Raw genomic sequence first — 25,039 nt, forward strand, 5'->3', positions numbered from 1 at the left:
CGCGGGCCCGCCGCCGGCGGCCCGGTCGGCCGCCCCCGGCCCGCCCGCCGCGGGCGCCCCCGGACCCACCCGGCGGTACTCGACCAGCGCCACGCACCGCTCCAGATCCGCCGCCAGCGCCGCGGCCAGCGGCGTCAGGTAGGTCCGGTCGTAGCGCTCCCGCCAGAAGCCGCCGTGCAGCAGCGCGACGACCGGCCGCGCCGTCTCGTCCCCGTACAGGTCGACGACCTGCGAGGGATGGTCCCCGTACGCGAACGTGCGCGCGGGGGCGACCCGCGGCAGGGCGAACAGGGCCCGGGCCTCGGCGTCCGCGGCGTCCTCATCGTCTGCGGCGTCCACGTCGTCAACGGCGGTCATCCAGCACCTCTCCCAGCACCTCGGCAGCGCGGTACACGTCCGAGAACGAGGTATACAGCGGCGTCACGCCGAACCGGAGCACATCCGGCGTCCGGAAGTCGCCGACCACGCCGCGTGCGATCAGCTCGCCCATCACCGCCTCCGCGTCCGCGCACCGCAGCGCGACCTGGCTGCCGCGCTCCGCGTGCGGCAGCGGAGTCAGCGGCGTGAGCGCCGCCCCGCCCGGCAGGGCGGCGACGCACTCCAGGAAGAAGTCCGACAGCGCCAGGCTCTTCTCCCGCACGGCCCCGATCGGCACGCCGTCCCACACCTCCAGCGCCGCCTCCAGCGCCAGCATGGACAGGATGTCCGGCGTGCCGACGCGCCCGCGCACCGCGCCGTCCGCCGGGCGGTAGTCGGCGGACATGGCGAAGGGGTCGGCGTGCGAGTTCCAGCCGGGCAGCGGGGAGTCGAAGCGGGGGTGCAGGTCGCGGCGCACGTAGAGGTAGGCGGGCGAGCCCGGCCCGCCGTTGAGGAACTTGTACGTGCACCCCACCGCCAGGTCCACGCCGTGCTCGTCGAGCCCGACGGGCAGGGCGCCGGCGCTGTGGCACAGGTCCCAGACGGCGAGGGCGCCCACCGCGTGCAGGGCGGCGGTGGTGCCGGGCAGGTCGTGGCGCCGGCCCGTGCGGTAGTCGACGTGGTTGACCAGCGCGGCGGCCGTCCGCGGGCCCGCGGTGGCGGCGATCTCGTGCGGCTCGACGGCGCGCAGCGCGCAGCCGGTCAGCCGGGCGGCGGACTCGGCGACGTAGCCGTCGGTGGGGAACGTCGTCGCGTCGACCAGCACCTCGTCCCGGGCCGCCCCGGCGCCGGACTGGGCGATGCGCACCGCGGCGACGACGGCCTTGAGGACGTTGACGCTGGTGGAGTCGCCGACGACGACCTGGCCCGCGGCGGCGCCCAGCAGCGGCGCGATCCGGTCGCCGATCCGCTCCGGCGCCGTCCACCAGCCGGACTCCGTCCAGGAGCGGATCCGCAGCCGCCCCCACTCGTGCGCCACGACGTCCGCGACCCGGCCGGGCACGGCGGCGGGGAGGGCGCCGAGGGAGTTGCCGTCGAGGTAGACGACCGGGGGCTCGCCGGGCGCCGGCCCTGCCGGCCCCGCGTCGTCGAGGACGAACTCCGCCCGCTTCGCCCGCAGCGGGTCCGCCAGGTCAAGCTCCGCCGCCCGCCGCGCCAGCCCCGCGAACCGGGCCGCCGCACCGCCGCCAGCGCCGTCGCCGCCGCGGTCGCCACCGGCGCCGTCCCGTACGCCCGGCCGCGCCACCCCGGGCCCGTACGCCTCAGACATGGCTCCGCGCCGTCCACAGCTCGGGGAACACCTGCTTCGCCGCGCGCTTCTCCAGCCACGCCACCCCCGCCGAGCCGCCGGTGCCGACCTTCCCGCCCATCGCGCGGCGGGTGGCCACCAGGTGGTCGTTGCGCCAGCGCCACACCAGCTCGGCGATGTCCGTCAGCACCTCGCCGAGCTTGATCAGGCCGGAGTCCTGCGGCCCTGCGTAGACGGCCGCCCACGCGGCCTCCACCTCGGGGTGCGGCTCGTACCGGCGCGTCGGGTCGCGGTCCAGGACGGCGGCGGACAGTGGGTGCCCGTGGGCGTCCAGGTAGCGCAGGACCTCGTCGTAGAGGCTGGGCTCGGCGAGCTGCTTCTCCAGCTCGTCGTGCACCCGGGGGGCGCCGCGGTGCGGGACGAGCATCGACGCGGACTTCTCGCCGAGCAGGAACTCCATCCGCCGGTACATCGCCGACTGGAAGCCGGAGCCCTCGCCGAGCGCGGCGCGGTAGGAGTTGAACTGCCGGGGGGTGAGCCGCGCGAGCGGCTCCCAGGAGGCGTTCAGCGAGCGCAGCTCGTGTGTGCTGCGCCGCAGCGCCGCGAGCGCGACCGGCAGGTCGTCGCCGCGCAGCGCCTCGGCCGCGGTCTCCCACTCGTGCACGACGACGGTGAACCACAGCTCCATGACCTGCGTGGTCACCAGGAAGACCAGCTCGCCGGGATCGTCCGAGAGGGGGTGCTGCAGATGGGTGAGGACGTCCGCCTGGACGTAGTCCTCGTACGGAGTGGTGCCCCGGAAGTCGAGGTTCGGGGGCTGGTGCCCGTCGGGGTGGTGCCCTTCGGTCTCCGCGGGCAGGGGGTCGTGAGCACGGCTTTCCATGAGCTGTCTCCCACACAAGAGCCACCGGGTAGCGGTCCGCCCCTTCCTGCCGGCAACAGGGCCCCGGTCCCCTCGGGTACGGCGGCACATCCGGTGCGCCGTACCCACTTGGCATCATCCGCGGCGCGGCGGCGCGAGGCAAGAGCGGCCGGTCCGGCCGCGCCGCGGCAGTGCTTCAGGAGCCGCGCCGGCCCGTCAGGAGAGGGTTTCGGCGGCGGTGGGGGAACTGTCGCGCAGGAACGTGCTGCAGCGCTCGTACTCCTCGGTCTCGCCGATGGCCTGCGCGGCGCGGGCGAGCGCGGCGAGGGCGCGCAGGAAGCCGCGGTTCGGCTCGTGCTCCCACGGCACCGGGCCCTGGCCCTTCCAGCCGTTGCGGCGCAGCGCGTCCAGGCCGCGGTGGTAGCCGGTGCGCGCGTACGCGTACGACTCGACGGCGCGGCCGGCCTCGAAGGCGTCGTCCGCGAGCTGTGCCCAGGCCAGCGAGGACGCCGGGTACTTCGCCGCCACCTCGGAGGGGGCGGCGCCGCTCGCGAGCAGGTCGCGCGGTCCCGGGTCCTCGGGCAGGTGAGTGGGGGGTGGTCCGCCGAGGAGGTTCTCGTGAATCGCCATGCGTTCCAGCCTGCCACGGCAGCGGGCGGCGGTGGCCGCCGCGTGCGGTCCCGGCGGCAGCTCTCAGCGAAACCTCACACGGCGCTCACCTCACGGACACCCTCCGGCCGCGCCTCCCGGGCCCCGCGGCCCGCGGCCGCCCCGGCCCGCGGCCCCGCCTCCGGCCGGAGCGGTGTCCGCGGGGCGTCACTTCAGCTTGGTGCCCGTCGAGCGCAGGTGCTCGCACGCGGTCCGCACCCGCTCGGCCATCGACGCCTCGGCGACCTTGCCCCAGGCCCGCGGGTCGTACGCCTTCTTGTTGCCGACCTCGCCGTCGACCTTCAGCACGCCGTCGTAGTTCTGGAACATGTGCGCCGCGACGGGGCGGGTGAACGCGTACTGCGTGTCCGTGTCGATGTTCATCTTGACCACGCCGTTGTCCAGGGCGGTGGCGATCTCCTCCGCGGTGGAGCCCGAGCCGCCGTGGAAGACGAAGTCGAACGGGGTCTGCTTGCCGTGCTTCGCGCCGACGCCCTCCTGCAGGTCCTTCAGCAGCTCGGGGCGGAGCACGACGTTCCCCGGCTTGTAGACCCCGTGGACGTTGCCGAAGGAGGCGGCCAGCAGGTACCGGCCCTGCTCGCCCAGGCCCAGCGCCTCGGCCGTGCGCAGCGCGTCGTCGACGGTGGTGTACAGCTCGTCGTTGATCTCGTGGGTGACGCCGTCCTCCTCGCCGCCGGTCGGGGTGATCTCGACCTCCAGGATGATCTTCGCGGCGGCGGCGCGGGGCAGCAGCTCCTGCGCGATCGCCAGGTTGTCCGCGAGGGTCTCGGCGGAGCCGTCCCACATGTGCGACTGGAACAGCGGGTTCTCCCCGCGCGCGACGCGCTCCTCGGAGACGGCGAGCAGCGGGCGCACGTACCCGTCGAGCTTGTCCTTGGGGCAGTGGTCGGTGTGCAGGGCGACGTTGACCGGGTACTTCTTGGCGACGATCGCCGCGTACTCGGCGAGGGCGACCGCGCCCGTCACCATGTCCTTGCTGTACTGCCCGCCCAGGAACTCGGCGCCGCCGGTGGAGACCTGGACGATCCCGTCGCTCTCGGCCTCGGCGAAGCCGCGCAGCGCGGCGTGCAGGGTCTGCGACGAGGTGACGTTGATGGCCGGGTAGGCGAACTTGCCTGCCTTCGCCCGGTCCAGCATCTCGTTGTAGACCTCGGGGGTTGCGATGGGCATCTGTCCGCTCCTTGGAGACGTGCGGGTGTCTGCATTGTCTGCACGCGATTGTCTGCATGCGTGTACGAGTGCGGCCGGCTCCGTTGCCGTGGCGCCCCTGGAGTGCCCCCCATCTTCCCAGATGCGGGTCTTCGCTTCCCTGACCTGTGGACAACGCCCGCCGCGACCGGCAGGACCTTGCCGTACGCGTCAGCCCAGGCCCAGGTCGGCGAGCCCGTACGCGTACAGATACGGCACGCCCGCGGTCTCCCGCACCCGCTCCGCCGCGCCGGTGTCGCGGTCGACGATCGTCGCGACGGCCACCACCTCGGCGCCGGCCTCGCGCACCGCCTCCACGGCGGTCAGCGCGGAGCCGCCCGTCGTCGAGGTGTCCTCGACGACCAGCACCCGGCGGCCCGCGATGTCCGGGCCCTCGATGCGGCGTTGCATGCCGTGGGTCTTGCTGGCCTTGCGTACGACGAACGCGTCGAGCGGGCGGGCGCGGTCGCCGGCGGCGGAGGAGGCGGAGGCGTGCAGCATGGCGTCGGCGATGGGGTCGGCGCCGAGGGTGAGGCCGCCGACCGCGTCGTACGCGAAGTCGGCGGCGAGGTCGAGCATGACCCGGCCGACGAGCGGCGCGGCGCTGCCGTCGAGGGTGATCCGGCGCAGGTCGAGGTAGTAGTCGGCCTCCATGCCGGAGGAGAGGGTCACCCTGCCGTGCACCACGGCCTTGTCCTTGATCTGCCCCAGCAGGTCGGCACGCGCGTCGCTCATGGCGCCGAGCCTAACCGAGCCTGCGCCACGCCCAGGTGGTCGATACCTCCAGCGGCTCGATGGGGGTGACGAGGCGGGGGTGGGTGTTGAGCCCGTTGGGCGGGCCGGACTGCGGCTCGACGCAGACGGCCGGGGGCTGCTCGTCGTAGACGACGACCCACTCCGCGCGGCTGCTGACGGTCAGCTCCAGCGCACCCGGCCAGGTCAGCGTCACCTCGACGCCGTCGGGCATGCCGAAGCAGTCGTCCCAGGGGCCGGGCCGCGGGTCGATGCGCTTGCCGGTGGGGAGGTGGTCCGCGCCGCGCTCTTCCTGCCAGGCGGCGGTGAAGTCGACGCGCACGCCGGTGTCGTCGGCTGTACCCGGCCCGTCGAGGTGGCGTACGAACCACGGATGCCAGCCGACCTGCGCGGGGAAGGAGTCCCCGGCGGTCTCCACGGCGAGCGTGAGCGTCACCCGGTCCGGCTCCAGCTCGACCAGCTGCGTCACCCGCCCCGGGTACGGCCAGGGGTCGGCGAGGTCGTACGAGAACGCCGCGGCGGCGTCGTCCGCGCGCAGGGTGCGCCAGGCGGTGTTGCGGCCGGTGCCGTGGATGGCGTGCGGCGGGGCGTCGGCGGGGAGCCGGTGCTTGACGCCGCCGTTGCGGAACTCGCCGAGTTCCAGACGGCCGCAGAACGGGACCATGGGGAAGCAGCCGTAGTGGTCGCCGGCCCGGAGCAGCTCGGTGCCGGCGACGCGGAGGCTCGCGATCCGGCAGCCGTTGCGGGGGTCCATCGTCAGTTCGGCGTCGCCGGCGGTAAGACGTGTGGGCACGCCCCGAGCCTAGCCGACCTGCGGGCCCGCGCCGCGGGGCGCGGGTCGCCCGGCGGCGGGCGTGCGGTGGAGCGGGGCGGGTGGCGGTCGGTATCCGTTCCGCGGGCTGCGGTGCCGCGCGGCGGGTGACGTCTGCGCGCTCGCGCTGCGGGGTGCTGCGCGCCGAGCGGCCTCGCCGGGCCCGGAGCGGAGCCCCCGGATCCGTACGCCGTCACCGCCGCCCCCGCCGGACACCGGCGGGGCGGAAACCCGCCGTCCCGCGGCGGCGCCGGTCAGCGGCGGCGGCGCAGGACGCGGCCGACGATGACCGGCGTGCCCACCGCCCGCGCCGCGGCCGGCAGCATCCAGCGCAGCCCGGCCGTGGGCACCGGCGCGTCCGCGGCCGGGGTCGGGGCGTACCGGCCGCGCGGCGGGGCGTGGTCGACCTCCTCCGCGCTGCGCCCGATCATCGTGCGCCGGGCGTGCGCGGCCTCCGGCTCCTCCAGCAGGTCGTCGACCTGCTCGTCCGCCGCCGCCTCCGCCTCTGCCTCCTCCTCCGCGTCCGCAAGGTCGTCGAGGACCTCGTCGGCGAGCGGGTCGAGCGACGGCGGCGGCACCTCGGCGTCGAAGACCTTGCCGGTGCCGGCCGGGGTCTCGCCGGACTGCTCGGGGGCCGGGATGCCGGGGATGGCGCGCTCGTTGTCGTCGCCGAGCCCGACGTCGGGACCGTGCGGCTCGGCCACGGCGTCCCCGGCCACGGCGTCCCCGGCCACGGCGTCCTCGTCCGCGGCGGCGGCTCCCGCGGCGGGGCCCTCCGTGTCGGCGGCGTCCGCCGCGTCGGGCGTCCCCCGGCCCCGGGCGCCGTTCTGCGCCGCCGTCCCGCCCGGCCCGGAGGGCTCGCCGATCTCCACCGGGCCCTTCGCCGGGCGCCCCGCCGCCTCCGCCGGCGGCTCGGCCTCCAGGTCCGCCGCCAGGCTCTCCGCGAACCGCTCCAGCAGCCGTGCGCCCGCCGCGCCCGCCTGCGCCGGCTCGACGGCGGCGAGCCGCCCCGTGCTCGCCACGGTGCCCGCGCACACCAGCGCCGTCGTGCCCGGCTCGGCCGCGTCCCGCGGCGTGAGGGTCAGCGACGCCGTCACCGACCCGCTGCCGCGCGACTCCTCGCCCTCGGCCTCGACGGCGACGGAGTCGCCTCGCGGGGTGAGCCGCAGCGTGCCGCGGTACGTGATGCTGGAGCCGGCGACGCGGAGCCGGAGCCGGCCGCGCAGCGTGCCCGGCTCCACCGCCGCCCCCTCCGCACCCGCGTCGAGCGTCACGCCGGGGACGTTGCGGGCGAGCCGCGCGGCGTCGGACAGGACGCGGCGAACGGTTTCTGCAGGCTTCGGTACGTACACCTCTCGCTCCATGGACCGGAGCCTACCCACGGGGAACCTGCGCGGCACAGGGTTCTGCGGCGGGTGGCGGAACGGGTCACTCAACCGCCCCCGAAACCCGCCGCACCGGCCTCCACCAGCGCAAAGTCCACGCCTGCGGCGCGGGCGCCGCGCCCGCGCGCCGTTCTCACCCCGGATACCGCGGGTGCAGCAGCGTCGACGGCGCCCGGTCCGCCGCCTCCGGGGGCACCGTCAGCGGCGCGGCGCCCGGCGGCAGCGTGGGGGCGAGGGGGCGGCGGGCGGCGAGTACGAAGCCCCAGCGGCCGTCGCCGTCGCCCGCCTCGTACGCGGAGGGGGTCAGCCCCGCCGCGCGTACCGTGGCCGCCACCGTCCACAGGCTGTCCGCCGCGCCCCCGGGCCCCGTCCCCGGATCGCCCGTCCCGGCCCCGTTGTCCGGATCGCCCTCCGGATCGCCCTCCGGCCCGCCGGCCGACCACGACGCCGCGTGCACCGCCAGCCGCCCCCCGTCCGCCAGGGCACGGCCCGCCAGCCCGTAGAACTCCAGCGAGTACAGCTTCGTGCTCTGCGTGTTCTGCGGCCGCGGCAGATCCGAGACGACGACGTCGTACCGCCCCGCCGGTGCCGACCGCCGCAGCCAGTCGAACGCCTCCGCGTGCACCACCCGCAGCCGCGGGTCGCCGTACGCGTGCTTGTTGAGCCTGGTCAGCCGCGGGTCCTCGGCGGCCAGCCGGCTCAGCTCCGGGTCCAGCTCGACGACCGTCACCTCCGCGACGTCCGCGTGCCGCAGCGCCTCGCGCGCGGCGAGGCCGTCGCCGCCGCCGAGGACGAGGACCCGCCGCCGGGAGCCGGGCCCGGCCAGCGCCGGCTGTGTCAGCGCCTCGTGGTAGCGGCGCTCGTCCGCGGAGTCGACGCGCAGCTGCCCGTCGAGGTACAGCGCCACGGACCCGTCCTCGCCCGCGGTGAGGACGATGTCCTGGACGTCGGTCCGCTCCGCGACGCGCACCCCCGAGCCGTAGACCGCGTGTCTGGCCGCGTGTTCGAAGGGGGCGGACAGGAGCGCGGCCAGCGCGAGGAGCGCCAGGACGGTCGCGTTCGCCGCGAACAGCGCCCAGCGTGCGCGCCGGCTCAGGTCGCGCCGGAAGAGGAAGAGCACGAGCGCGCACCCCGCGGTGGCGTTGACCGCCCCCGTGACGAGGGAGCTGGAGAGCTGGCCGAGCCACGGCAGCAGGACGAACGGGAAGGCCAGCCCGCCGGCCAGCGCGCCCACGTAGTCGGCGGCGAAGAGGTCGGCCACCGCGCCGCCCGGGTCCTGCCGCCGGACGCGCTGGATCAGCGTCATCAGCAGGGGCACCTCGGCGCCGATGAGCACGCCGATCGCCAGCGCGTACGCCACGAGCATGAACCGCGGCTGGCCGAACCACGCGAAGCAGGCGTGCAGCGCCATCGCCGAGAGTCCGCCGAGCAGCGCGAGCACCGCCTCGACCGCGCCGAAGGCGGTGGCGGCGCGTATGCGCAGCCGCTTGGCCAGCAGCGATCCGACGCCCATGGCGAAGACCATCACGGACAGCACCACCGACGCCTGGGTGACCGAGTCACCGATGAGGTACGACCCGAGGGCGACCAGCTCCAGCTCGTACACCAGCCCGCAGGCGGCGCAGACGAAGACCGTGGCGAGCACGAGGAACCGCCCGGTGGCGGGCCGCACGGGGAGGGCGGGCGGCGGCGCGCCCGGCAGCGCGGGGGCGCGCCCGGGGGAGCGCGTCATCTGCTCGTACGGTTCGATCACGGAGGAACGATACTTTTACCCTGGTGCCGCTCTTTGTCACCCACACGTGTGCAATATGCCCGGGACATAGGCGAATTGGCCGCTGCCTGCGGCGCCCGCTAGACCGGCTCCGCGACCCGCGCGCCCATCGTCGTCCGGGTCGCGACCAGGCGTCCTTCCTGCGGATACGAGTGCCACGTGCGCCACCCGACGACGTCGTCCTGGCGGTGCACCAGCAGCGCGGTGAACGCGTGCGGGCTGCCGGGGAACGTGCCGGCGAGCCCGCGCGGGTGGTCGGCGACCAGCGCCAGCAACTCCTGCGCGCGGGACTCGAAGGCGCCGCGGGCCAGCGTCTCGACCCGGGCGGCGAACTCGTACTCCCAGCCGGCGACCTGCTTGGCCACGCCGAGGGGGAGCGGGGTGGTGCTGCCGGGCAGGCAGGCGACGGTCTCGGAGCAGGCCGAGTCCCCGTCCCTGAGCAGCACTTGGTGCGACGCCCCGAGCAGCCGCAGCTGCACCTCGGCGGAGCCGAGGCGCAGGTCGAGCACCGCGAGGGCCGGCATGGGGTCCATCCCGAGCCGCCATGCGAGGTCCTGGGCCCGGGTGTCCGTGTACGAGGTCTTGAGAGTGGTGAGCATGGATCGGCTCCGCAGACAGGGTGGAGAGACATCGGGCCGCCCGCCTCCTGGCGGGACCACGGGTGCGGGCGCAGGCCGAGAAGTACGCGGGCAGAACCGGTAACCGGGGGATGCGCCCGGGAAATAACGGAATCATGAAGTGCGGCCCGCCGACAGTGTTTTTACCCTTCTTCACCGGGTTTCCGTCGCGCGGGCGCGAGACTGGTCAGTTGTTCTTTTTTTCCGGCGTTCAGGCGTTCCGGTGTTCCGGTGCTATGCCGTTCCGGCGGCCGGAACGTACTCCGGCGCCTAGAAGCCGCCGCCGCCTCCGCCGCCGCCGCCTCCGCCTCCGTCACCGCCGCCACCCCCGCTGTCGCCCCCGCCGCCGACGTCTCCGCCCCAGCCGACCTCGTCCGTCCCGGCGCCGCCGCCGCCGACGCCGCCCCGGCGGCCCGGCGCGGACAGCCCGCCGCGGTGGGTGCTGCGTCTGGACGCGGCCGCGGACAAAGCGACGACTAACCCGATCGCGACCACGCCGAAAATGAGGAATCCCATCGGAACCTCCCAATCTCCCCCGCCCCCGCGGAGGTCCGGTGTACCACCGGATGTGCCCGGCGCGAGGGTTCCTCAACCCTCCGCCGTGCAAGCATGTCCCCATGGGACGCCCACCGCTGAGCAGCCGCCTGACGCCCTTCGTGACCACGATCTTCGCCGAGATGTCCGCGCTCGCCGTGCGCACCGGCGCCATCAACCTGGGCCAGGGCTTCCCCGACACCGACGGCCCCGCGGAGGTCGCAGAGGCGGCCGTACGGGCCGTGCGGGAGGGCCGCGGCAACCAGTACCCGCCGGGGCCCGGCATCCCCGAGCTGCGCCGGGCCGTCGCCGAGCACCAGCGGCGGTGGTACGGGCTGGAGTGGGACCCCGAGTCGGAGGTGCTCGTCACCGCCGGGGCCACCGAGGCGCTCGCGGCGGCGTTGCTCGCGCTGCTGGAGCCGGGGGACGAAGTGGTCGCCCTGGAGCCGTACTACGACTCGTACGCCGCGGGCATCGCCATGGCTGGCGCCCGCCGCGTCCCGGTCACCCTCCGCCCCGAGCCCGCCGCCGCCACCGGCACCGGTGGCACCGGCACCGGCGCCACCGGCGCGGCCGGGACCACCCCGTCGTACCGGCTCGACCTCGACGAGCTGCGCGCCGCCGTCACCCCCGCCACCCGGCTCATCCTCCTCAACTCCCCCCACAACCCCACCGGCACCGTCCTGAACCGCACCGAGCTGGAGGCCGTCGCCGCGCTCGCCCGCGAGCGCGACCTGCTGGTCGTCACCGACGAGGTCTACGAGCACCTCGTCTTCGACGGCGAGCACATCCCGATCGCCACCCTCCCCGGCATGCGCGAGCGCACGGTGTCGATCTCGTCGGCGGGCAAGAGCTACTCCTTCACCGGCTGGAAGGTCGGCTGGGTCACCGCGCCCGCGCCGCTCCTCGCCGCCGTGCGCACCGCCAAGCAGTACCTGACCTACGTCAGCTCCGGCCCCTTCCAGTACGCCGTCGCCGAGGCGCTGGCGCTGCCGGACTCCTACCTCGCCGGCCTCCGCGCCGACCTGCTGCGCAAGCGCGACCTGCTCTCCGACGGGCTGGCGGAGGCCGGCTTCCGCGTCTTCCGGCCGTCCGGCACGTACTTCGTCACCGCCGACATCACCCCCCTCGGCGAGAAGGACGGCGTGGCGTTCTGCATGTCGCTGCCCGAGCGCTGCGGGGTCGTCGCCGTGCCGACGCAGGTGTTCTACGACGACCCGGACGCCGGGCGCAGCATCGTGCGGTTCGCCTTCTGCAAGAAGGACGAGGTCCTCCGCGAGGCCGGCGCCCGCCTCCGGCGGCTCGGCGACGGGCGGACACCGGCCTCCTAGACGCCGCACCGCTGTCCCGCCGCCGTCCCGTACCGCCTAACCGGCGTCCGACGTATGCGCGTTGTAGGCGTGCAGCGCGGTGGTGCCCACGGCCGCGTACCAGCCGGCCCGGTCCGCGCCGAGGCCGGTGAGCTGGCCGGGCAGCCGCCAGGTGCGCCGCGGCTCGCCGGTGCCGAGCCGCAGCGCGGTGCACGCGTCGCCGTGGGCGGCGTAGACGGTGGCGCCGCTGACGGCGGGCGGGAGCCGGGCGACGCCGTCGAGGGCGCGGCTCCACCGCACCCGACCCCCGGCGAGGTCGACGGCCTCCAGGGTCCCGGGGTCGCGCCAGTGCAGCAGCAGCCCGTCGGCGACGACGGGCGCGGACAGGCCGCCGAGCCCGGTGGGCCAGCCGGTCTCCGGGCCCGTGGACGGCCGCTCCCACCGCTTCCGCCCGCCGTCCGCGCCGTAGGCGTACAGGCGGCCCGAGGTCACGAGCTTTCCGTCGCCCCCCCCGTCTCCGCCGCCGCGCAGTCCCGGCGCCGCGGCCCCGCCGGCGGCGGCGGCCAGCGCCTCGGCCAGCGCCGCGCCCAGCGAGGCCGCGTCCGCGCCGCCCAGCGGCCCCTGCGCCTCGACGACCTCGCCGAGCGTGGGCCCGGGGCAGAACTCGGCCGCCAGCCAGGGCTCTTCGGCATCGCAGTCGGCGTCCAGCACCGCCGCCGTGTACGGGCCGCGTACCCCGCGTGCCGCCCGCACCTCGCGCCGGAACCGCTCACGGAACGTCTCGTCGGCGGCCAGGTGCCGGTGCACCGTCTTCACCGCCACCAGCCGGCCGGAAGCCGAACGGGCCAGGTGCACCCGCCCCATCCCGGCCGTCCCCGCACAGGGCGACGCGCCCCTGTCAAGAAGGGTTCCACCCGCCGCCGGGACCCCACCCGCCGCCACGCGTCGGGGGCGGGCGCCCGCCTTCCGGCGGGGCGCCCGCCCCCTCACCCGCGGTCAGCGGGCTACTTCGTCTCCAGATCCCGCCGGCGGAAGCCCACGAGGCCCAGCCACACCAGCCCCACGGCGATCGCCGTCAGCACCAGCAGCGGCATCCACGACATGTCCTTCGCCGGGAGCTGCGGTACGTGGCCGAAGGGGGACAGGTCGGTGAGGATGTCCGGGAACTTGAGGAGTTCGCCGAGGTAGTTGACGATGAAGCCGTACACCGGCACCACCCAGGCGACCGCCACGGCCCGCGGGAACCAGCCGAAGAGGGCGACCGCGAGTCCGATGGCGACCCAGAGGGCGGGGGAGTAGGCCAGCGCCGCGCCGACGAGCTTGAGGAACAGGTCCCCGTCGCCGGTCGAGGCGGCGCCCGAGATGCCGAAGCCGATGCCGGCGACCAGCATCAGCGCCGTGCCGCCGGCCGCGCCGACGATCACGTGGCTGAGCACCCAGCGGCTGCGGGACAGCGCCGTCGCGAGCAGCGGCTCGGCCCGGCCCGCGGACTCCTCCGCACGGGGGCGCAGGGCGGCCATCACGACGTAGATCGAGCAGACCACGGCGATGACGACCATCACCACCGAGGCGAACGACTCCGCGATCGTGCCCCCGCCGATCTCGGCGAGCTGCTTCTCCAGCTCGTCGAAGCCGTCGACCATTTCCTCGACGTCGCTGAGGATCGACCCGTACATCACGCCGAGCACCAGCGCGCCGGCGCCGAAGCCGGCGAGCAGCCCGCGGTGCAGGCGCAGCGCGAAGCCGAGCGGGGTGGTGAGGGTCTCGGAGCCGGTCGGGCTGCCGAGGCGGGCGGCCCTGAGGCCCGCGCCGACGTCGCGGTGGGTGCTGAGCACGAAGCCGACGGCCGTGCAGACCGCGGCCGCGGCGAGCACGAGCAGCAGCGGCCACCAGCGGTTGTCGACGTACACGTACGTGCGCTGGACCCAGCCGATCGGGGAGAGCCACGACAGCCAGTCGCTGCCGACGTCGCCGGCGGCGCGCAGCGCGTACGCGGCGCCGATGACCGCCATCGCCATGCCGGACGCGCCGCGGGCGTACGCGGTGATCTGCACGGTGATGGCCGCGACGGAGGCGAAGAGCACCCCGATGGCGGTGTGCGCGAGGCCGTAGAGCAGGGAGCCCTGCCCGTCCACGCCGTCGATGCCCATGCCGGACAGGCCGACGGCCAGCAGCAGGCCCAGCACCAGGTTGGCGATGACGGCGACGATGAGCGCGGCGGCCAGGTAGGCGTGCCGGCCGACGACGGTGGAGCGCACCAGCTCGGCGCGGTTCGTCTCCTCCTCCGTCCGGGTGTGCCGGGAGATGAGGAGCACGCTCATGATGCCGACCAGGATGGCCGTGAAGCCGAGCATCTGGTGGCCGGTCATCGAGCCGATGTTGTAGTCGTCGAGGTAGTGCTCGGGACCGGTCATGGCCAGGCCGGCGGGGCTGTCCATGGTCTCGGCGACGTCGGCGCGCTTCTTCGGCGTGTCGTACGACGTGTCGAAGCTGCTGACGCTGGAGACGGTCCCGAGGAACAGCGCGATCACCCAGACGGGCAGCCGGATGCGGTCCCGGCGCAGCGCGAACCGGATCAGCGTCCCGGTGCCGGCCAGCGCGCTCGCGCCCTCCTGGGCGGGCGGGGGTGCGGGGGGTTGGGCCTCGGTGGTGCCCGTGGTGGAGGAGGTGGCAGACATCAGGCTGCTCCCGCCTCCGAGTGGTGGTTGTTCTGCTCCAGCTCGTCGCCGTAGTGGCGGAGCATCAGCTCCTCCAGTGTGGGGGGGTGGCTTACCAGGCTGCGGATGCCGAACTCGCCGAGGCGGCGCACGGCGGCGTCCAGGTGCTCGCCGTCGACGGCGAAGCGCACCCGGCCGTCGTCGGTGCGCAGCTGGTGGATGCCCGGCAGCTCGTCGATGCCGGCGGGGGTCCGCTCGGTCTCGGCCTCGATGGTCGTACGGGTCAGGTGGCGCATCTCGCTGAGCGTCCCGGACTGCACGACCTTCCCCAGCCGGATGATGCTCACCCGGTCCGCCAGCTTCTCCACCTGGGCCAGGATGTGGCTGGACAGCAGGACGGTCTTGCCCTCGGCCTTCGCCCGGATGATGACGTCCTGGAAGATGACCTCCATGAGCGGGTCGAGGCCCGCGGTGGGCTCGTCGAGCAGGAGCAGCTCGGCGTCGGAGGCGAGGGCGGCGACGATGGCCACCTTCTGCCGGTTGCCCTTGGAGTAGCTCCGGCCCTTCTTGGTCGGGTCCAGGTCGAAGCGCTCGATGAGGTCGTCGCGACGCTGCTTGTCGATGCCGCCGCGCAGCCGGGCGAGCAGGTCGATGGCCTCACCGCCGGTGAGGTTGGGCCACAGCTCGACGTCACCGGGCACGTAGGCCAGCCGGCGGTGGAGGGTGACGGCGTCGGCCCACGGGTCGCCGCCGAGCACCTGGGCGGTGCCCGTATCAGCGCGTAGCAGCCCGAGCAGCACGCGGATGGTGGTCGATTTCCCCGCGCCGTTGGGGCCGAGGAAGCCGTGCACCTCGCCCGTCTCCACGTCGAGGTCGAGGCCGTCGAGCGCACGGGTCCGGCCGAACGTCTTGGTGAGGCCGGAGACGGTGATTGCCTTGGTCATACACTGAAGCTACAGGAAGCTTCAGAAATTTGTGAAGTTAAGGAACCGTTAGTATCGCCATTGTGTGGGCACGGACGGGGAGAACCTAGCAAAGTGGCAGATCAGCAGCGTGAGGATCGTGCAGAGCGCGAGGAGCGTGTCGCCAGCGCGGAGCCCGCGGGACGCGCCGGGCGCGCCGAGGGCTCTCCGGGCTCATCGGGCTCCCAGGGCTCATCGGGCTCATCGGGCGCCGAGGACGCCGGGCACGCGAGGCATACCGGGCACGCGGGGCGCGACCCGGAGGCCGTCGCGCGGTACGTGGAACGGATGGCCGCCGAGCTGACCGAGATGGGCGTGCCGCGCATGGCCTCCCGGGTCTTCGCGTGCATCCTCGCGGACGACGCCGGCGAACTCACCGCCGCGGAGGTGGGCGAGCGGCTGCACGTGAGCCCGGCGGCGGTCTCCGGCGCCGTGCGCTACCTCGCGCAGATCGGCCTCATCTCCCGCGAGCGCAAGCCGGGCTCACGGCGCGAGCGGTACCGGGTGGAGGGCGACCGCTGGTACCAGCTCTTCGCACAGCGGGGGCCGAGCATCAGACGCGTCCAGCGGACCCTCGACGCGGGCGTCGGCCTGCTGGGGGCGGACACGCCGGCGGGGCGGCGGATCGGGGAGACGTCGGAGTTCTTCGCGTTCCTGGACGAGGAGAACAGCCGGCTGGAGCAGCGCTGGTGGGAGTACGTCAAGCGCCGCGACGAGGCGCGGGCGGCGGGGGAGTAGCCCTGCGCGTGACGGGCGGCCGGCCGCGGCATGCCGGTGGGCCCGACAGGTGCATGCCATTGATCTGTTCATTACATCGATCTATATTGCGGGGGATCTGGACTGCCGTACGCAAGGGGAGGGCTCGTATGCACGTCTCCGCAGTCGGCCGCAGAACCCGCCGCGCACTCCAAGCGGTCGTGGTCGCCGGCGCGTTGGTGATCACGTCGATCGGGCTGGCCGGCCCGGCCACCGCCCAGACCGACCTGGGCGTGAACGAGATATCGCACAGCAAGAACGTCAAGCCCGTCGCGCACATACCCAGGCAGGGTCCGCTCGTCAACGCCACCCACAGCGACCTCGCGTTCTGGGGCGACTACGCCGTCCAGGGCAGCTACGGCGGATTCACCATCTACGACGTCTCGAAGCCCCGGCGCCCGAAGATCATCTCCCAGTTCTCGTGCCCCGGCGGACAGGGCGACCCCACCGTCTCCGAAGACGGAAAGCTGCTCTTCTTCTCGGTCGACTCGGCGCGGAGCGACGACTCCTGCGACTCCGACCCCTCCTCTCCCGCCGAACCGGACGCCTGGGAAGGCATCCGGATCTTCGACATCCGGGACGTGACCGAGCCCGAGTACGTGAAGTCGGTCCAGACCAAGTGCGGATCCCACACGCACACGCTGGTCCCGGGCAAGGACACGGTCCACCTGTACGTCTCCTCCTACGGCCCGGACGAGACGTTCCCCAACTGCCAGCCCCCGCACGACTCGATCTCCGTCGTGGAAGTACCGCTGGACCACCCGAAGGCCGCTTCCGTGGTCGCCGAGCCGGTCCTCTTCCCCGACGGCGGCGCCCCCGGCACCGCGGGCTGCCACGACATCACCGTCTTCCCGCAGAAGGACCTCGCCGCGGGCGCCTGCATGGGCCAGGGCATCCTGATGAACATCTCGGACCCCGTGGCCCCGAAGGTGATCACCACCGCCTCCGACCCCAACTTCGCCTTCTGGCACTCGGCCACGTTCAACAACGACGCCAGCCGCGTCATCTTCACCGACGAACTGGGCGGCGGCGGCGCACCCACCTGCAACGAGCGGATCGGGCCTGAGCGCGGCGCCGACGCCGTGTTCGACATCACCGGCGTGGGCAACAGCCGGAAACTGGAGTTCCGCAGCTACTTCAAGATCCCGCGGCACCAGTCCGACACCGAGAACTGCGTCGCCCACAACGGCTCCCTGATCCCGGTCAAGGGCCGCGACATCTTCGTGCAGTCCTGGTACCAGGGCGGCGTCTCGGTCGTCGACTTCACGGACCCCGACAACCCGGCCGAGATCGGCTACTTCGAGCGCGGCCCGATCTCGGAGGACGAGCTGACGGGCGGCGGCTCCTGGTCCGCGTACTGGTACAACGGCTTCGTCTACTCCAGCGACATGACCAAGGGCCTGGACGTCCTCCGGGTCAAGGGCCGCGGGTTCGGCAAGGCCAACAAGATCAGGCTGGACTACCTGAACGCGCAGACCCAGTACAGCATCACCAAGGACTGACCCTTCCCACGGGCCCCGGCGCACGCCCGCCGGGGCCCGTACCACCACCCACTGACGCAGCCCGCCGCGCGGCGGGGCGGAAGGGAACGGCACATCGTGAAGTACCGGAGAGCCGCAGGCGCGCTGCTGTCCGCCGCCTGCCTGGCCGGCCTCGCGACCGGCACCGCCCAGGCGTCGCCGCCCGCGTCGATGGCCGACGCCCAGGCCACCACGGCGGCGGCACAGGTCGCGGCGAACAACGCCGACGCCCAGTTCGTCAGCATGATGATCCCGCACCACTACCAGGCACTCGTCATGAGCCGACTGGCCCCGACCCGGGCCGACGACGACACCGTGCTCGCGCTCGCTGACCGGATCGACGTCGAGCAGGACCTTGAGATCTACATGATGCAGTCCTGGCAGGGCTGGCACGACCTGCAGGTGACGGACGCCGAGCAGGCGTACGAGCGCCTGCTGCAGAATCCGGAGATGCTCGAACAGATGGGCATGGCGACCCCGGAGGAAATCGACACGCTCAGCGCCTCCTCGGGACCGGCGTTCGACGTGCAGTACCTGACCCTGATGATCGAGCACCACCGGGGCGCGGTCCGCATGCTGCGCGACGTCATAGCCAACGGCAGCGACGGGACCCTGCAGCAGTGGGCCACGGACATGCTGACCACCCAGAAGACCCAGATCGCCCAGATGGAAGCACTCCTGGCGGACTAGACGCCCCCACCCCGTAACCCCCCACCCAACGGCCGGCCCACCCCAAGGGCCGGCCGTTTCCCTCACCCCGCCTCCTGCCGCTCGGCCAGCCAGTCCCGATGCCGCCGCCCCACCCCCGAAAGGGCCGCCGCTCCCACGAGCCCGGTGACCACCTCCACCCCGAGCGGCCGCTACTCCACCTCCCCCGGGGGCAGCGCCACCTGGGCGAGCCCCATCTCTTTGGTTAAGAGCTGGTCTCATTTGGCGTGATCGTCGCTACGCCGCGGGGGCATGGACTTGGTGTAGCGGCTGGTGCCGGATGAGTTATGGGAGCTGTTCCAGCGGGTGGTGCCGTCGGCACCGACGCGGCCACAGGGTGGTGGCCGACGCCGGTACGGCGACCGGGAGGTACTTGCCGCGATCATCTTCGTGGCTACTACTGGCTGTACCTGGCTGTACCTGGCGGCAACTGCCGCCGGTGTTCGGGCCGTCCGGGGCGACCGCCCACCGCCGTTTCACCGAATGTCCAAGGCCCGGGTGGGGGCCAAGCTGCACCGGCTGATCCTGGACGGCTTCGGTGTCCGCGGCGAGCCGGACTGGTCCTGCTGCGCGGTCGACTCGGTGAACATGCGGGCGTTGAAAGGGGGGAGCTGACAGGACCGAATCCTGTGGATCGCGGCAAGAAGGGTTCGAAGGTCCATCTGATCACCGAGCGCACCGGTCTGCCCATTTCGCTGGGCATCTCCGGTGCGAACCTCCACGACGGCCTGGCGCTCTGGAAGGGCGCGGGCTGCGCGCCTCGTCCCCGCCTACTTCTGCTGGGGCAACCCGGTGGCGTACGCGGACCCGGAGCTGACCCCGGTGCTGGTCTACGGCCTGCGTGGGAAGCCGGATCCACCCGAGTCGGACGGCGTGGCGCTGGAGGAGCTGCTCGGCCGGACGCGGGCCAGGGTGCTGCGGGGCAGCCGCGATGGACGCCACCACCGGCGAGCTGGCCCGCGCCGTGGCCGTCTCGGCGCCCTCGGCCAGCCAGCATGCCGGTGTCCTTCGCAACTCCAGGCTGCTCGCCAGCCGACGCAACGGGAAGCAGGTGCTGCACTCGCTGACGCCCGCGGGGGCGCACTGCTGTGCGCGGCCGGCGGCGGTCGTACGCGGTCGGCGTGACCGGCGCCGGGTAGGGCGGGCGAGGCCCGCAGCAGACGGCCCGGGGGTCGGCGATGACCTGCACGGTCGTCCCGTGCTTCCCTTGCCCGAGTGGAGGGCCGGTCGGTGGCGATGCGATCGTCGGCAGCGGGCCCCGTCCAGCTGGGCGAACGCCTTCCCCGACGCGGCCCGCGCGGCCGACCAGAACGAAGTACTACTGGCTGTCGGGAATGAAGGTGACCGCGGTTCCGTAGCAGAAATTGTCGCCCCTGCCGAGACGCCGAAGCGCACTCCGACGGCGACCTCCGCTCCGGAGGCGGCCGCCTCTCGCTGAGGCTTGTCAACGCGTCGCCCACGGTGGCACCCGCTCCGATCACTATCCACGCATCATCGACCTGACTATCCATCAGATGAAGTGCGTCGATGGTGTAGGTGGGGACGGTTGGCCGCTCTGCTTCTGCTCTCCGGCGTCTTCCGAACCTGCCCATGGAGCCCTTTTCAGATTGCACCCTGCTGGCCGGCCAGAGTGCGCGTCGTGTGCGGAGACCGCGGCAGGTCACCGGCCGCGCGGAGTCTCGGCAGTTGTGCGGACTGGCCACGACGAGTTTGGCAGGGGGATCCTGCCCAGGCCTAAGGGAAAACGGAGGTGCGTTGGGTCGGCGAGCCGGGCAGCATGGCGGGGTGGCCGATCTGCTGTGGGATGACGTGAGTTCTTTCTTCGATCCGGACTCGCTGGGGCCGTTGCCGGACGTACGTGTCCCCAATGCCTCGGTGGACGACTGGCAGGCGGTCCTTGACCTTGTTGAGGAGAAGGGCTGGAAGTGTCAGTACTCCGAGGAGAGGTGGTGCTTCCGGTGCCCCGGGCGGAGGCTGTGCTGTCCCGCCCGGCGGATGCAGAGTACCCGGGTCTGCGGGTCTGGCCGACTGCCGATGTGCTGGCGATCTTCCGTTTCCATGCCGACAATGAAGTCGACTTCGACGTCGATCTGCGGGAGTTGCAGGGCCAGGATCGACTTGACGTGTTCTGTGGTTTCCTCCGGGAGATCGGTCGGCGGCTGGGCAAGCCCGTGCTTATGGACCCGGAAGGCGACTTCGGCCATCCAGTGCTCGGCTTCGATGTAGAGGCCGACCGTGTCGTTCTCCTCGCGGAATCGCAGGTCAGGTAACTGCCGGTGGCGGATGCGGTTTGAGGAAAGTGCCGGCGCGGAGCATCGCGGCAACAGAAGCGCCAGAGAGGAGGATCAGGAGTAGCATGGTCATGGCATTGAACTGGCTAAATGCGGCATCGCCCCTGATCAGGTTCGAGTCTTGTCCCCGGCCTCCTTTGCGTATACTTCGATGGTCGATTTTCCGGCGATCAGGGCTACAACACAAGCGAGTTCCCTCACCTGGCCAGCGTCGAGAGACTGACCGACAACGAGCAGGCCTTTTCCGCCGCCTGGGGGCGCTGCAAGCGCTACTGCCAGTCCAAGTGTCACCTCGGGTGTTCCTGGATCATCAGCTGTGAGTGTGGTTTCAGGGAATAAGGAGACACTTCCGTCGCTGAAAACCTGAGGTGTGCTGATCAGGCCGACGCCGGTGCCGATCGCTGTTGGGAAGCTCTCAATATAGGCTCCCTCTCCGATGACGCGTTCACCCAGGAAGGAGGCGAAGGCGGATCCGATGTCTAAGTCTGTGTCGATCGACCCAATTTCGACAACCCCGCTGCAGATCTGCCAGAGCGCCGGACCGTCCTCGGTCTCCGGAAGTGTCACCAAGCCGCATGAGAGCATGCCGTCATCGAGGAATGCCCGCCGAGTGTGCATCAATGCCTCGACAATCGCATCCCGAATATCCGGCGAGTGGGCGGAAAAGGCAAGCCGAGTCAGCTCTGTGAACCGCTCCTGTGCAAGACCTTCATCGGTAGGCCTGTCAAGAAGGTCAAACCAATCCGACGGGGCAAATAAGTTCACATGGCCGAGTGGCGGACCGGAGTTAGGCGCGGCCTTACCGTCGGAGGCGACTGAGGTCATTTAATGATCCCTTTCAATGCCCGGGAATCCTGGGTGACGATGCCGACTGTCGCTGCTACAGGTGATCGTCCCCCTGGCGTGGGGCCGAGCCTGGGGGCTGTCCGTGATGTCCGTAGGGATACATCGGTGGAAGAGGCGGCGGGTACGGCGGCGGTGGTGGTGGAGGAGGAGGCGCAAAAGGAGGTGCCAGTTTGAGGTATAGCCGCTGACCTCGCTTTGCGGCGACAAAGGTACACGCTGCCATGATGGCCGTAGTCCCCGCTGATAGTCCGAGCCAGAGAGGGACATGAGGTGAACTGTGGCTCGGGCGAATTTTGTGCTGGGGGTCGTAGAAGACTCGGATGGTGTCCCCGGGCATCGCATTGCGGCAGCCGCCCAAGGGGCCGGAAGTCTTAACTCCGTCATTGAACCGTAAGGTGCAGTAGGAGTTCTTGGGGGTGTCTTCCCGAGAAACGACTTTGGCTGTGGTCCACTCGCCGCGCTGGCTGAGTTCCCGGTCTTGTTGGGTGAAGATAGCCCATAACACCAGCAGCATCAGCGCGACGAGGTAGGACGATCCGATCAAACCTTTTGGCATGGTGCCTACGGCGACGAACCAGATCATGGCGACTGCCACGATCAGACCAAGAAACCTGAACCATGCGTCGAGCGTTACTGAAAATCGCGCCACGCCTAGAATGCCGGAGATCATTACTCCCGCAACGATTGTAGTGAGTGTGGTCTCCACGCTGAATCGCCTGGCCGTAGTCCGTCGGGAACGTCGGACGAGCCATCTTGGCCAGTTCCTCTTCATTTCCATGGGTCCGATACCTCACCGGAAGGCGAATGCTTCGAGCGGATTTTCTTCTGAGGACTGTGATCCTGAACGGAGCGTCCTCACTCTTCGACACGGGTCGCTTCTTCGGCTTTTTCTCGGTTAAGGTAGCCGGGAAGCTCTCCCCCTTCCACGCCGATAATCTTTGGAGGTCCCCACTTTAAAGTCGCATACGTGTTCGGCGCTCCTCCGCTCGCCAGGGCTACCGTATTTCCCCACCAGTTTCCGGCGAACTGTAGGGTTAAAGCAGCGAATTCCTTGCCGCCCACGGCTCGACCGGCGAGTGCAGTCTTGAACAAGCCGTTGGTTCCCGCCCCGGCAATCCTGGTCAACGCTTTCCCGGCAGCAAAGGCGCCACCTCCGAAAGCCAGCCCTGCGGCGTCAACGAGTACGGTCTGGTCTGTGAGTGCGGCCTGGAAGCTCCCCGTCGTTCCTACAGCCATGAGATAGTGGCTGGTCAGCGCCAGCGCTCCCAGCATGAGGGCAGCCGGTGCAAATGCGGGGAAGGCAAGGGAAACCAGGCCTACGACCGCGGCAAACACGCCGGCAATGTCGCCGATCATCTTGAAGACCCAGGCATGCTCCTTGAGGAACTTCTTCAGATCGTCCAGGGCACTGCCGAGCGCCGCGCCGAGGGCTTCGTCCAGCCCGGCCACTGCGCTCCCGATCTTGTCGAACAGGCCAGGTTCGTTGGGGGCGATGTCCATGGCGCGTTTGAGGCGGTCGGCGATGGCCTCGCCCTCGGTGCGGTACTTCTCGGCCAGTATTTTGGCGTCGTCTCGGATGGCTTCGAGGGCGCTTTCGGTTCTGGAGACCGCCTTCTCTGCCTCCGAGCGGGCTTCTTCCTGTTCCTTGGCTTCGCGCTCTTCCCGGTCGTTCTTGGGGAGGGCGCGCCATGAGGGCTCCGGGGGCAGCCCTGCCAGGTTGCTCTTCGCGTTTTCGGCCCGTTCCTTGGCGGCCTGCGCTTGTTCTTCGTACTCGCGCGCTCGTGCCTGCTTGGGAGGCATATACTCGGCCCAGTCCTCCAGCGCCTTGGCGGATCGGGCGAAGGATTCGCGGGCTTTGTCGATCTTCGGTCTGAAGTCGTCGTTGAACTGGCGGCGGAACTCCTTGGCGGCCTTGCCGCGCCACTCGCCGTCGCCGCGGCCGTTGAGCACCTGGGAGATCTCGTCCAGCGAGCGGGCCGCGCGGCGGACGACGCCCGCGACCCACTCTGCAGAGCGCCGATCGCCGGGGCACGGGTCGAAGCCGAGCGCAGGGAAGCGGGCCTTGGCCTCCTCGGTGTGGCCGGGGTCAAGCTGGTCCCAGATCGTCATGCGGACTTCGACCCTCCACCCTTACCGCCCTCCTGCAGGGCCCTGGCGAGGTCGTCGTCCAGGCCGGCGAAGGACTTCTTGATCTCTAGCAGCGCGTCCGCCGCCCTGTCGGAGAACTTGGCGAGCTGCTTGATGCCGTAGGACCACTCGTCGCCGAAGTCGTCCATGCGGGAGGCGAGCTTCGTCACCCCCATGTCCGTGCCGTCGAGCTGTTCCATCTCCTCGCCGGGCTTCTTGAGTACCTTCACGATGTGGAGCAGGTCGTGCCGGACGGAGTCGAGCATGTCGCCGTCGACGTATAAGTCACTCATGGATTCCCTCCCCTTTTTGCGGCCCGGTCCGGCCGCGGTGATGTGTGCGTGCGGTCTGGAATGGCGTGTGTGGGCCTGGTCAACGGACGGCGGACTGGATCTCGTTCACGGTGACCTCCTGGGGCGTGCCGAACGTCCCCGGGGGAAGGGAGGTCTGTGGGCTGGGGTGGTTCGTGCCGGTCTCCAGCTGACCTCCCAGGTGACGGTGGCCTCGGAGGGCCGCAGGTACTCCACCCCGCACGGCGGCTGGCCCTCGGCCCCGGCGGGGCGCTTCCGGTCGATGGCGCCGTCGTCGCCGAGGGGGCATTCGCCCTCAGCATCTTTGTACGTGCCCCACCAGTAGCCGTCGATGTACTTGTCCTTCATCGACTCGGCGCTGCCCGCGTCGTGCTGCGGGCTCAGGTCGACCCACCCGTAATCCTCGGCGCAGGCGGTGCTGGGCAGCAAAGCGGGCTCGGTGCCGGCGATGGTCGCCGGGGCGGCGGCAGCGTAGAAGGGGCGGCCGGTCACGGTTAACTCCGGTGGTGAAGGGAGGGCGCTTGTGATCTGACGCTATCGGGTGCGTGTGCCGCCTCACCAGCGTCGATTTTCAGCCCGCTATTGCCTCTTGAGGCAAGTGGAATTTCATCGAATTCTTCTGCAGAATCGGTCGTGCGGCTGAACACGTGATCGCGTCTCGCGCGGTGGTGTGGCCGGTCGGGTGTGCGGGCGCCGAAAGTCGTTGCACCGGTCGGTGGGCTCGCACGACTACGGCGTGCGCCCCGCCCGGTGGGCGGGGGCTTCGTCGCGGGGCCTCCGCGGCTGGGTTCCCGGTCGGTCAGCGGGTGGGGGCGGTGATGAGGCGGAGGGCGTTGGGGGTGGCGGTCCAGGTGCGCTGGCGGATCGGGGGGCTCAGGAGGGCGTCCGCGCGGTAGCGGAAGTCGGTGCCCCAGACCCGTACGCTGCGGGCCTGGGTGTGCAGCGGGTCGCCCCCGCGGGGGTGGATCTCGACCTGGGCCAGCCCGCTCGCCGGGTCGGTGACGACCGTGACCTGCGCCACCGGGCCGTCCAGCTCCGCCAGCAGCACACCGTCCGCCTCGACGCGCAGCCGGAAGCCGCCCTCCGGGGCCACGTGGGCGTCGTACTCCGTGGCGTCCAGGCCCGCCACGTCGTACGAGGCCGCCGGCGGCCACCCCGCACCGTCCCACTCCTCCGTGCCGCGATCGGCCGCCGGTGGCCACCCCGCCTCGTCCGCCACCGCCGCGCCGGGGCCGGGCGGCGCCGGCCGGCCCGCGCCTGCCGTGCCCGCGGCGCCCGACTCCCAGCCCTCCGTG

21 protein-coding genes and 4 pseudogenes are annotated in these 25,039 nt (G+C 72.0%); 6 read left to right on the forward strand and 19 right to left on the reverse strand.

What is annotated here, in order from left to right:
* From ABD317_RS13145 to ABD317_RS13195, 11 genes and pseudogenes are all read right to left on the reverse strand, one after another.
* A pseudogene (locus ABD317_RS13145) lies at nt 1–357 on the reverse strand (alpha/beta hydrolase); the annotation flags it as partial.
* Complete coding sequence (gene kynU, locus ABD317_RS13150; protein ID WP_344290071.1) at nt 344–1,687, reverse strand: kynureninase; 1,344 nt, start codon at nt 1,685–1,687, stop codon at nt 344–346. The gene kynU and the pseudogene ABD317_RS13145, both read right to left, overlap by 14 nt.
* Entirely contained in the window at nt 1,680–2,549 is an 870-nt protein-coding gene (locus ABD317_RS13155; RefSeq protein WP_027755112.1) for a tryptophan 2,3-dioxygenase family protein, read from the reverse strand. The genes kynU and ABD317_RS13155 overlap by 8 nt, the downstream gene beginning before the upstream one ends.
* Before the next feature lie 195 nt (nt 2,550–2,744).
* Nucleotides 2,745–3,158 (reverse strand): DUF3151 family protein, encoded by a 414-nt coding sequence (locus ABD317_RS13160; protein WP_027755113.1) that lies wholly within the window; start codon nt 3,156–3,158, stop codon nt 2,745–2,747.
* A gap of 186 nt (nt 3,159–3,344) precedes the next feature.
* Entirely contained in the window at nt 3,345–4,367 is a 1,023-nt protein-coding gene (gene fbaA / locus ABD317_RS13165) for a class II fructose-bisphosphate aldolase (RefSeq protein WP_344290074.1), read from the reverse strand.
* Nucleotides 4,368–4,556: 189 nt separating this feature from the next.
* Nucleotides 4,557–5,120, reverse strand: a complete 564-nt coding sequence (pyrE, locus tag ABD317_RS13170) for an orotate phosphoribosyltransferase (protein WP_344290076.1) — start codon at nt 5,118–5,120, stop codon at nt 4,557–4,559.
* A gap of 10 nt (nt 5,121–5,130) precedes the next feature.
* A complete protein-coding gene (locus ABD317_RS13175; RefSeq protein WP_344290105.1) occupies nt 5,131–5,892 on the reverse strand; it encodes an aldose epimerase family protein in 762 nt (253 codons plus the stop codon).
* Between the two features lie 311 nt (nt 5,893–6,203).
* The gene (locus tag ABD317_RS13180; protein ID WP_344290078.1) at nt 6,204–7,313 is read right to left on the reverse strand and encodes an SRPBCC family protein; all 1,110 of its coding nucleotides are present in this window, start codon (nt 7,311–7,313) and stop codon (nt 6,204–6,206) included.
* A gap of 154 nt (nt 7,314–7,467) precedes the next feature.
* Entirely contained in the window at nt 7,468–9,087 is a 1,620-nt protein-coding gene (locus ABD317_RS13185; RefSeq protein WP_425582353.1) for a polyamine aminopropyltransferase, read from the reverse strand.
* A 98-nt stretch (nt 9,088–9,185) separates the two neighbouring features.
* Nucleotides 9,186–9,704 carry a DUF2617 family protein gene (locus ABD317_RS13190; RefSeq protein WP_027755119.1) on the reverse strand — a complete coding sequence of 173 codons (519 nt, stop codon included), beginning with the start codon at nt 9,702–9,704 and terminating at the stop codon, nt 9,186–9,188.
* 288 nt (nt 9,705–9,992) lie between these two features.
* Entirely contained in the window at nt 9,993–10,238 is a 246-nt protein-coding gene (locus ABD317_RS13195) for a hypothetical protein (RefSeq protein WP_344290080.1), read from the reverse strand.
* Between the two features lie 101 nt (nt 10,239–10,339).
* Here ABD317_RS13195 and ABD317_RS13200 point away from each other — a divergent pair, with 101 nt between their 5' ends.
* Nucleotides 10,340–11,587, forward strand: coding sequence for a pyridoxal phosphate-dependent aminotransferase (locus tag ABD317_RS13200; protein ID WP_344290082.1), 1,248 nt, complete (start codon nt 10,340–10,342; stop codon nt 11,585–11,587).
* Nucleotides 11,588–11,623: 36 nt separating this feature from the next.
* Here the strand turns inward: ABD317_RS13200 and ABD317_RS13205 are convergent, their stop codons facing one another.
* From ABD317_RS13205 to ABD317_RS13215, 3 genes are all read right to left on the reverse strand, one after another.
* Complete coding sequence (locus ABD317_RS13205) at nt 11,624–12,430, reverse strand: outer membrane protein assembly factor BamB family protein (protein ID WP_344290084.1); 807 nt, start codon at nt 12,428–12,430, stop codon at nt 11,624–11,626.
* 140 nt (nt 12,431–12,570) lie between these two features.
* Entirely contained in the window at nt 12,571–14,244 is a 1,674-nt protein-coding gene (locus ABD317_RS13210; RefSeq protein ID WP_344290086.1) for an ABC transporter permease, read from the reverse strand.
* Nucleotides 14,244–15,167 (reverse strand): ABC transporter ATP-binding protein, encoded by a 924-nt coding sequence (locus ABD317_RS13215; RefSeq protein ID WP_344290088.1) that lies wholly within the window; start codon nt 15,165–15,167, stop codon nt 14,244–14,246. Before ABD317_RS13215 ends, ABD317_RS13210 begins: the two co-directional genes overlap by 1 nt.
* A gap of 306 nt (nt 15,168–15,473) precedes the next feature.
* On the opposite strand from ABD317_RS13215, the gene ABD317_RS13220 reads away from it, so the two are divergent.
* The 5 genes and pseudogenes from ABD317_RS13220 (at nt 15,474) to ABD317_RS13240 (ending at nt 20,439) form a co-directional block, all read left to right on the forward strand.
* On the forward strand, nt 15,474–15,923 hold the full coding sequence (locus tag ABD317_RS13220) for a GbsR/MarR family transcriptional regulator (protein ID WP_344290090.1): 450 nt from the start codon (nt 15,474–15,476) through the stop codon (nt 15,921–15,923).
* 128 nt (nt 15,924–16,051) lie between these two features.
* Nucleotides 16,052–17,443 carry an LVIVD repeat-containing protein gene (locus ABD317_RS13225; protein ID WP_344290092.1) on the forward strand — a complete coding sequence of 464 codons (1,392 nt, stop codon included), beginning with the start codon at nt 16,052–16,054 and terminating at the stop codon, nt 17,441–17,443.
* A 96-nt stretch (nt 17,444–17,539) separates the two neighbouring features.
* A complete protein-coding gene (locus ABD317_RS13230; RefSeq protein WP_344290094.1) occupies nt 17,540–18,151 on the forward strand; it encodes a DUF305 domain-containing protein in 612 nt (203 codons plus the stop codon).
* A gap of 288 nt (nt 18,152–18,439) precedes the next feature.
* Nucleotides 18,440–18,906: pseudogene (locus ABD317_RS13235) on the forward strand (transposase); the annotation flags it as partial.
* Between the two features lie 1,048 nt (nt 18,907–19,954).
* Nucleotides 19,955–20,439 (forward strand): annotated as a pseudogene (locus ABD317_RS13240) (hypothetical protein).
* A 129-nt stretch (nt 20,440–20,568) separates the two neighbouring features.
* Here the strand turns inward: ABD317_RS13240 and ABD317_RS13245 are convergent.
* The 5 genes and pseudogenes from ABD317_RS13245 to ABD317_RS13265 form a co-directional block, all read right to left on the reverse strand.
* Complete coding sequence (locus tag ABD317_RS13245) at nt 20,569–21,285, reverse strand: hypothetical protein (RefSeq protein ID WP_344290096.1); 717 nt, start codon at nt 21,283–21,285, stop codon at nt 20,569–20,571.
* Nucleotides 21,286–22,161: 876 nt separating this feature from the next.
* On the reverse strand, nt 22,162–23,415 hold the full coding sequence (locus ABD317_RS13250) for a hypothetical protein (protein WP_344290098.1): 1,254 nt from the start codon (nt 23,413–23,415) through the stop codon (nt 22,162–22,164).
* Nucleotides 23,412–23,726, reverse strand: a complete 315-nt coding sequence (locus ABD317_RS13255; RefSeq protein ID WP_344290100.1) for a hypothetical protein — start codon at nt 23,724–23,726, stop codon at nt 23,412–23,414. Before ABD317_RS13255 ends, ABD317_RS13250 begins: the two co-directional genes overlap by 4 nt.
* Nucleotides 23,727–23,831: 105 nt before the next feature.
* Nucleotides 23,832–24,236 (reverse strand): hypothetical protein, encoded by a 405-nt coding sequence (locus ABD317_RS13260; protein WP_344290102.1) that lies wholly within the window; start codon nt 24,234–24,236, stop codon nt 23,832–23,834.
* 307 nt (nt 24,237–24,543) lie between these two features.
* A pseudogene (locus ABD317_RS13265) lies at nt 24,544–25,039 on the reverse strand (diacylglycerol kinase family protein); the annotation flags it as partial.

The sequence above is a fragment of the Streptomyces synnematoformans genome, from assembly GCF_039531005.1.
Lineage (GTDB): Bacteria > Actinomycetota > Actinomycetes > Streptomycetales > Streptomycetaceae > Streptomyces > Streptomyces synnematoformans.

Excerpts from the sequence above, each read along its gene's own strand:
- kynU (WP_344290071.1), bottom strand. The coding sequence starts at position 1,687 with ATGTCTGAGGCGTACGGGCCCGGGGTGGCGCGGCCGGGCGTACGGGAC.
- ABD317_RS13155 (WP_027755112.1), bottom strand. The coding sequence starts at position 2,549 with ATGGAAAGCCGTGCTCACGACCCCCTGCCCGCGGAGACCGAAGGGCAC.
- ABD317_RS13160 (WP_027755113.1), bottom strand. The coding sequence starts at position 3,158 with ATGGCGATTCACGAGAACCTCCTCGGCGGACCACCCCCCACTCACCTG.
- fbaA (WP_344290074.1), bottom strand. The coding sequence starts at position 4,367 with ATGCCCATCGCAACCCCCGAGGTCTACAACGAGATGCTGGACCGGGCG.
- pyrE (WP_344290076.1), bottom strand. The coding sequence starts at position 5,120 with ATGAGCGACGCGCGTGCCGACCTGCTGGGGCAGATCAAGGACAAGGCC.
- ABD317_RS13175 (WP_344290105.1), bottom strand. The coding sequence starts at position 5,892 with ATGGACCCCCGCAACGGCTGCCGGATCGCGAGCCTCCGCGTCGCCGGC.
- ABD317_RS13180 (WP_344290078.1), bottom strand. The coding sequence starts at position 7,313 with ATGGAGCGAGAGGTGTACGTACCGAAGCCTGCAGAAACCGTTCGCCGC.
- ABD317_RS13190 (WP_027755119.1), bottom strand. The coding sequence starts at position 9,704 with ATGCTCACCACTCTCAAGACCTCGTACACGGACACCCGGGCCCAGGAC.
- ABD317_RS13195 (WP_344290080.1), bottom strand. The coding sequence starts at position 10,238 with ATGGGATTCCTCATTTTCGGCGTGGTCGCGATCGGGTTAGTCGTCGCT.
- ABD317_RS13200 (WP_344290082.1), top strand. The coding sequence starts at position 10,340 with ATGGGACGCCCACCGCTGAGCAGCCGCCTGACGCCCTTCGTGACCACG.
- ABD317_RS13205 (WP_344290084.1), bottom strand. The coding sequence starts at position 12,430 with ATGGGGCGGGTGCACCTGGCCCGTTCGGCTTCCGGCCGGCTGGTGGCG.
- ABD317_RS13210 (WP_344290086.1), bottom strand. The coding sequence starts at position 14,244 with ATGTCTGCCACCTCCTCCACCACGGGCACCACCGAGGCCCAACCCCCC.
- ABD317_RS13215 (WP_344290088.1), bottom strand. The coding sequence starts at position 15,167 with ATGACCAAGGCAATCACCGTCTCCGGCCTCACCAAGACGTTCGGCCGG.
- ABD317_RS13220 (WP_344290090.1), top strand. The coding sequence starts at position 15,474 with ATGGCCGCCGAGCTGACCGAGATGGGCGTGCCGCGCATGGCCTCCCGG.
- ABD317_RS13225 (WP_344290092.1), top strand. The coding sequence starts at position 16,052 with ATGCACGTCTCCGCAGTCGGCCGCAGAACCCGCCGCGCACTCCAAGCG.
- ABD317_RS13245 (WP_344290096.1), bottom strand. The coding sequence starts at position 21,285 with ATGACCTCAGTCGCCTCCGACGGTAAGGCCGCGCCTAACTCCGGTCCG.
- ABD317_RS13250 (WP_344290098.1), bottom strand. The coding sequence starts at position 23,415 with ATGACGATCTGGGACCAGCTTGACCCCGGCCACACCGAGGAGGCCAAG.
- ABD317_RS13255 (WP_344290100.1), bottom strand. The coding sequence starts at position 23,726 with ATGAGTGACTTATACGTCGACGGCGACATGCTCGACTCCGTCCGGCAC.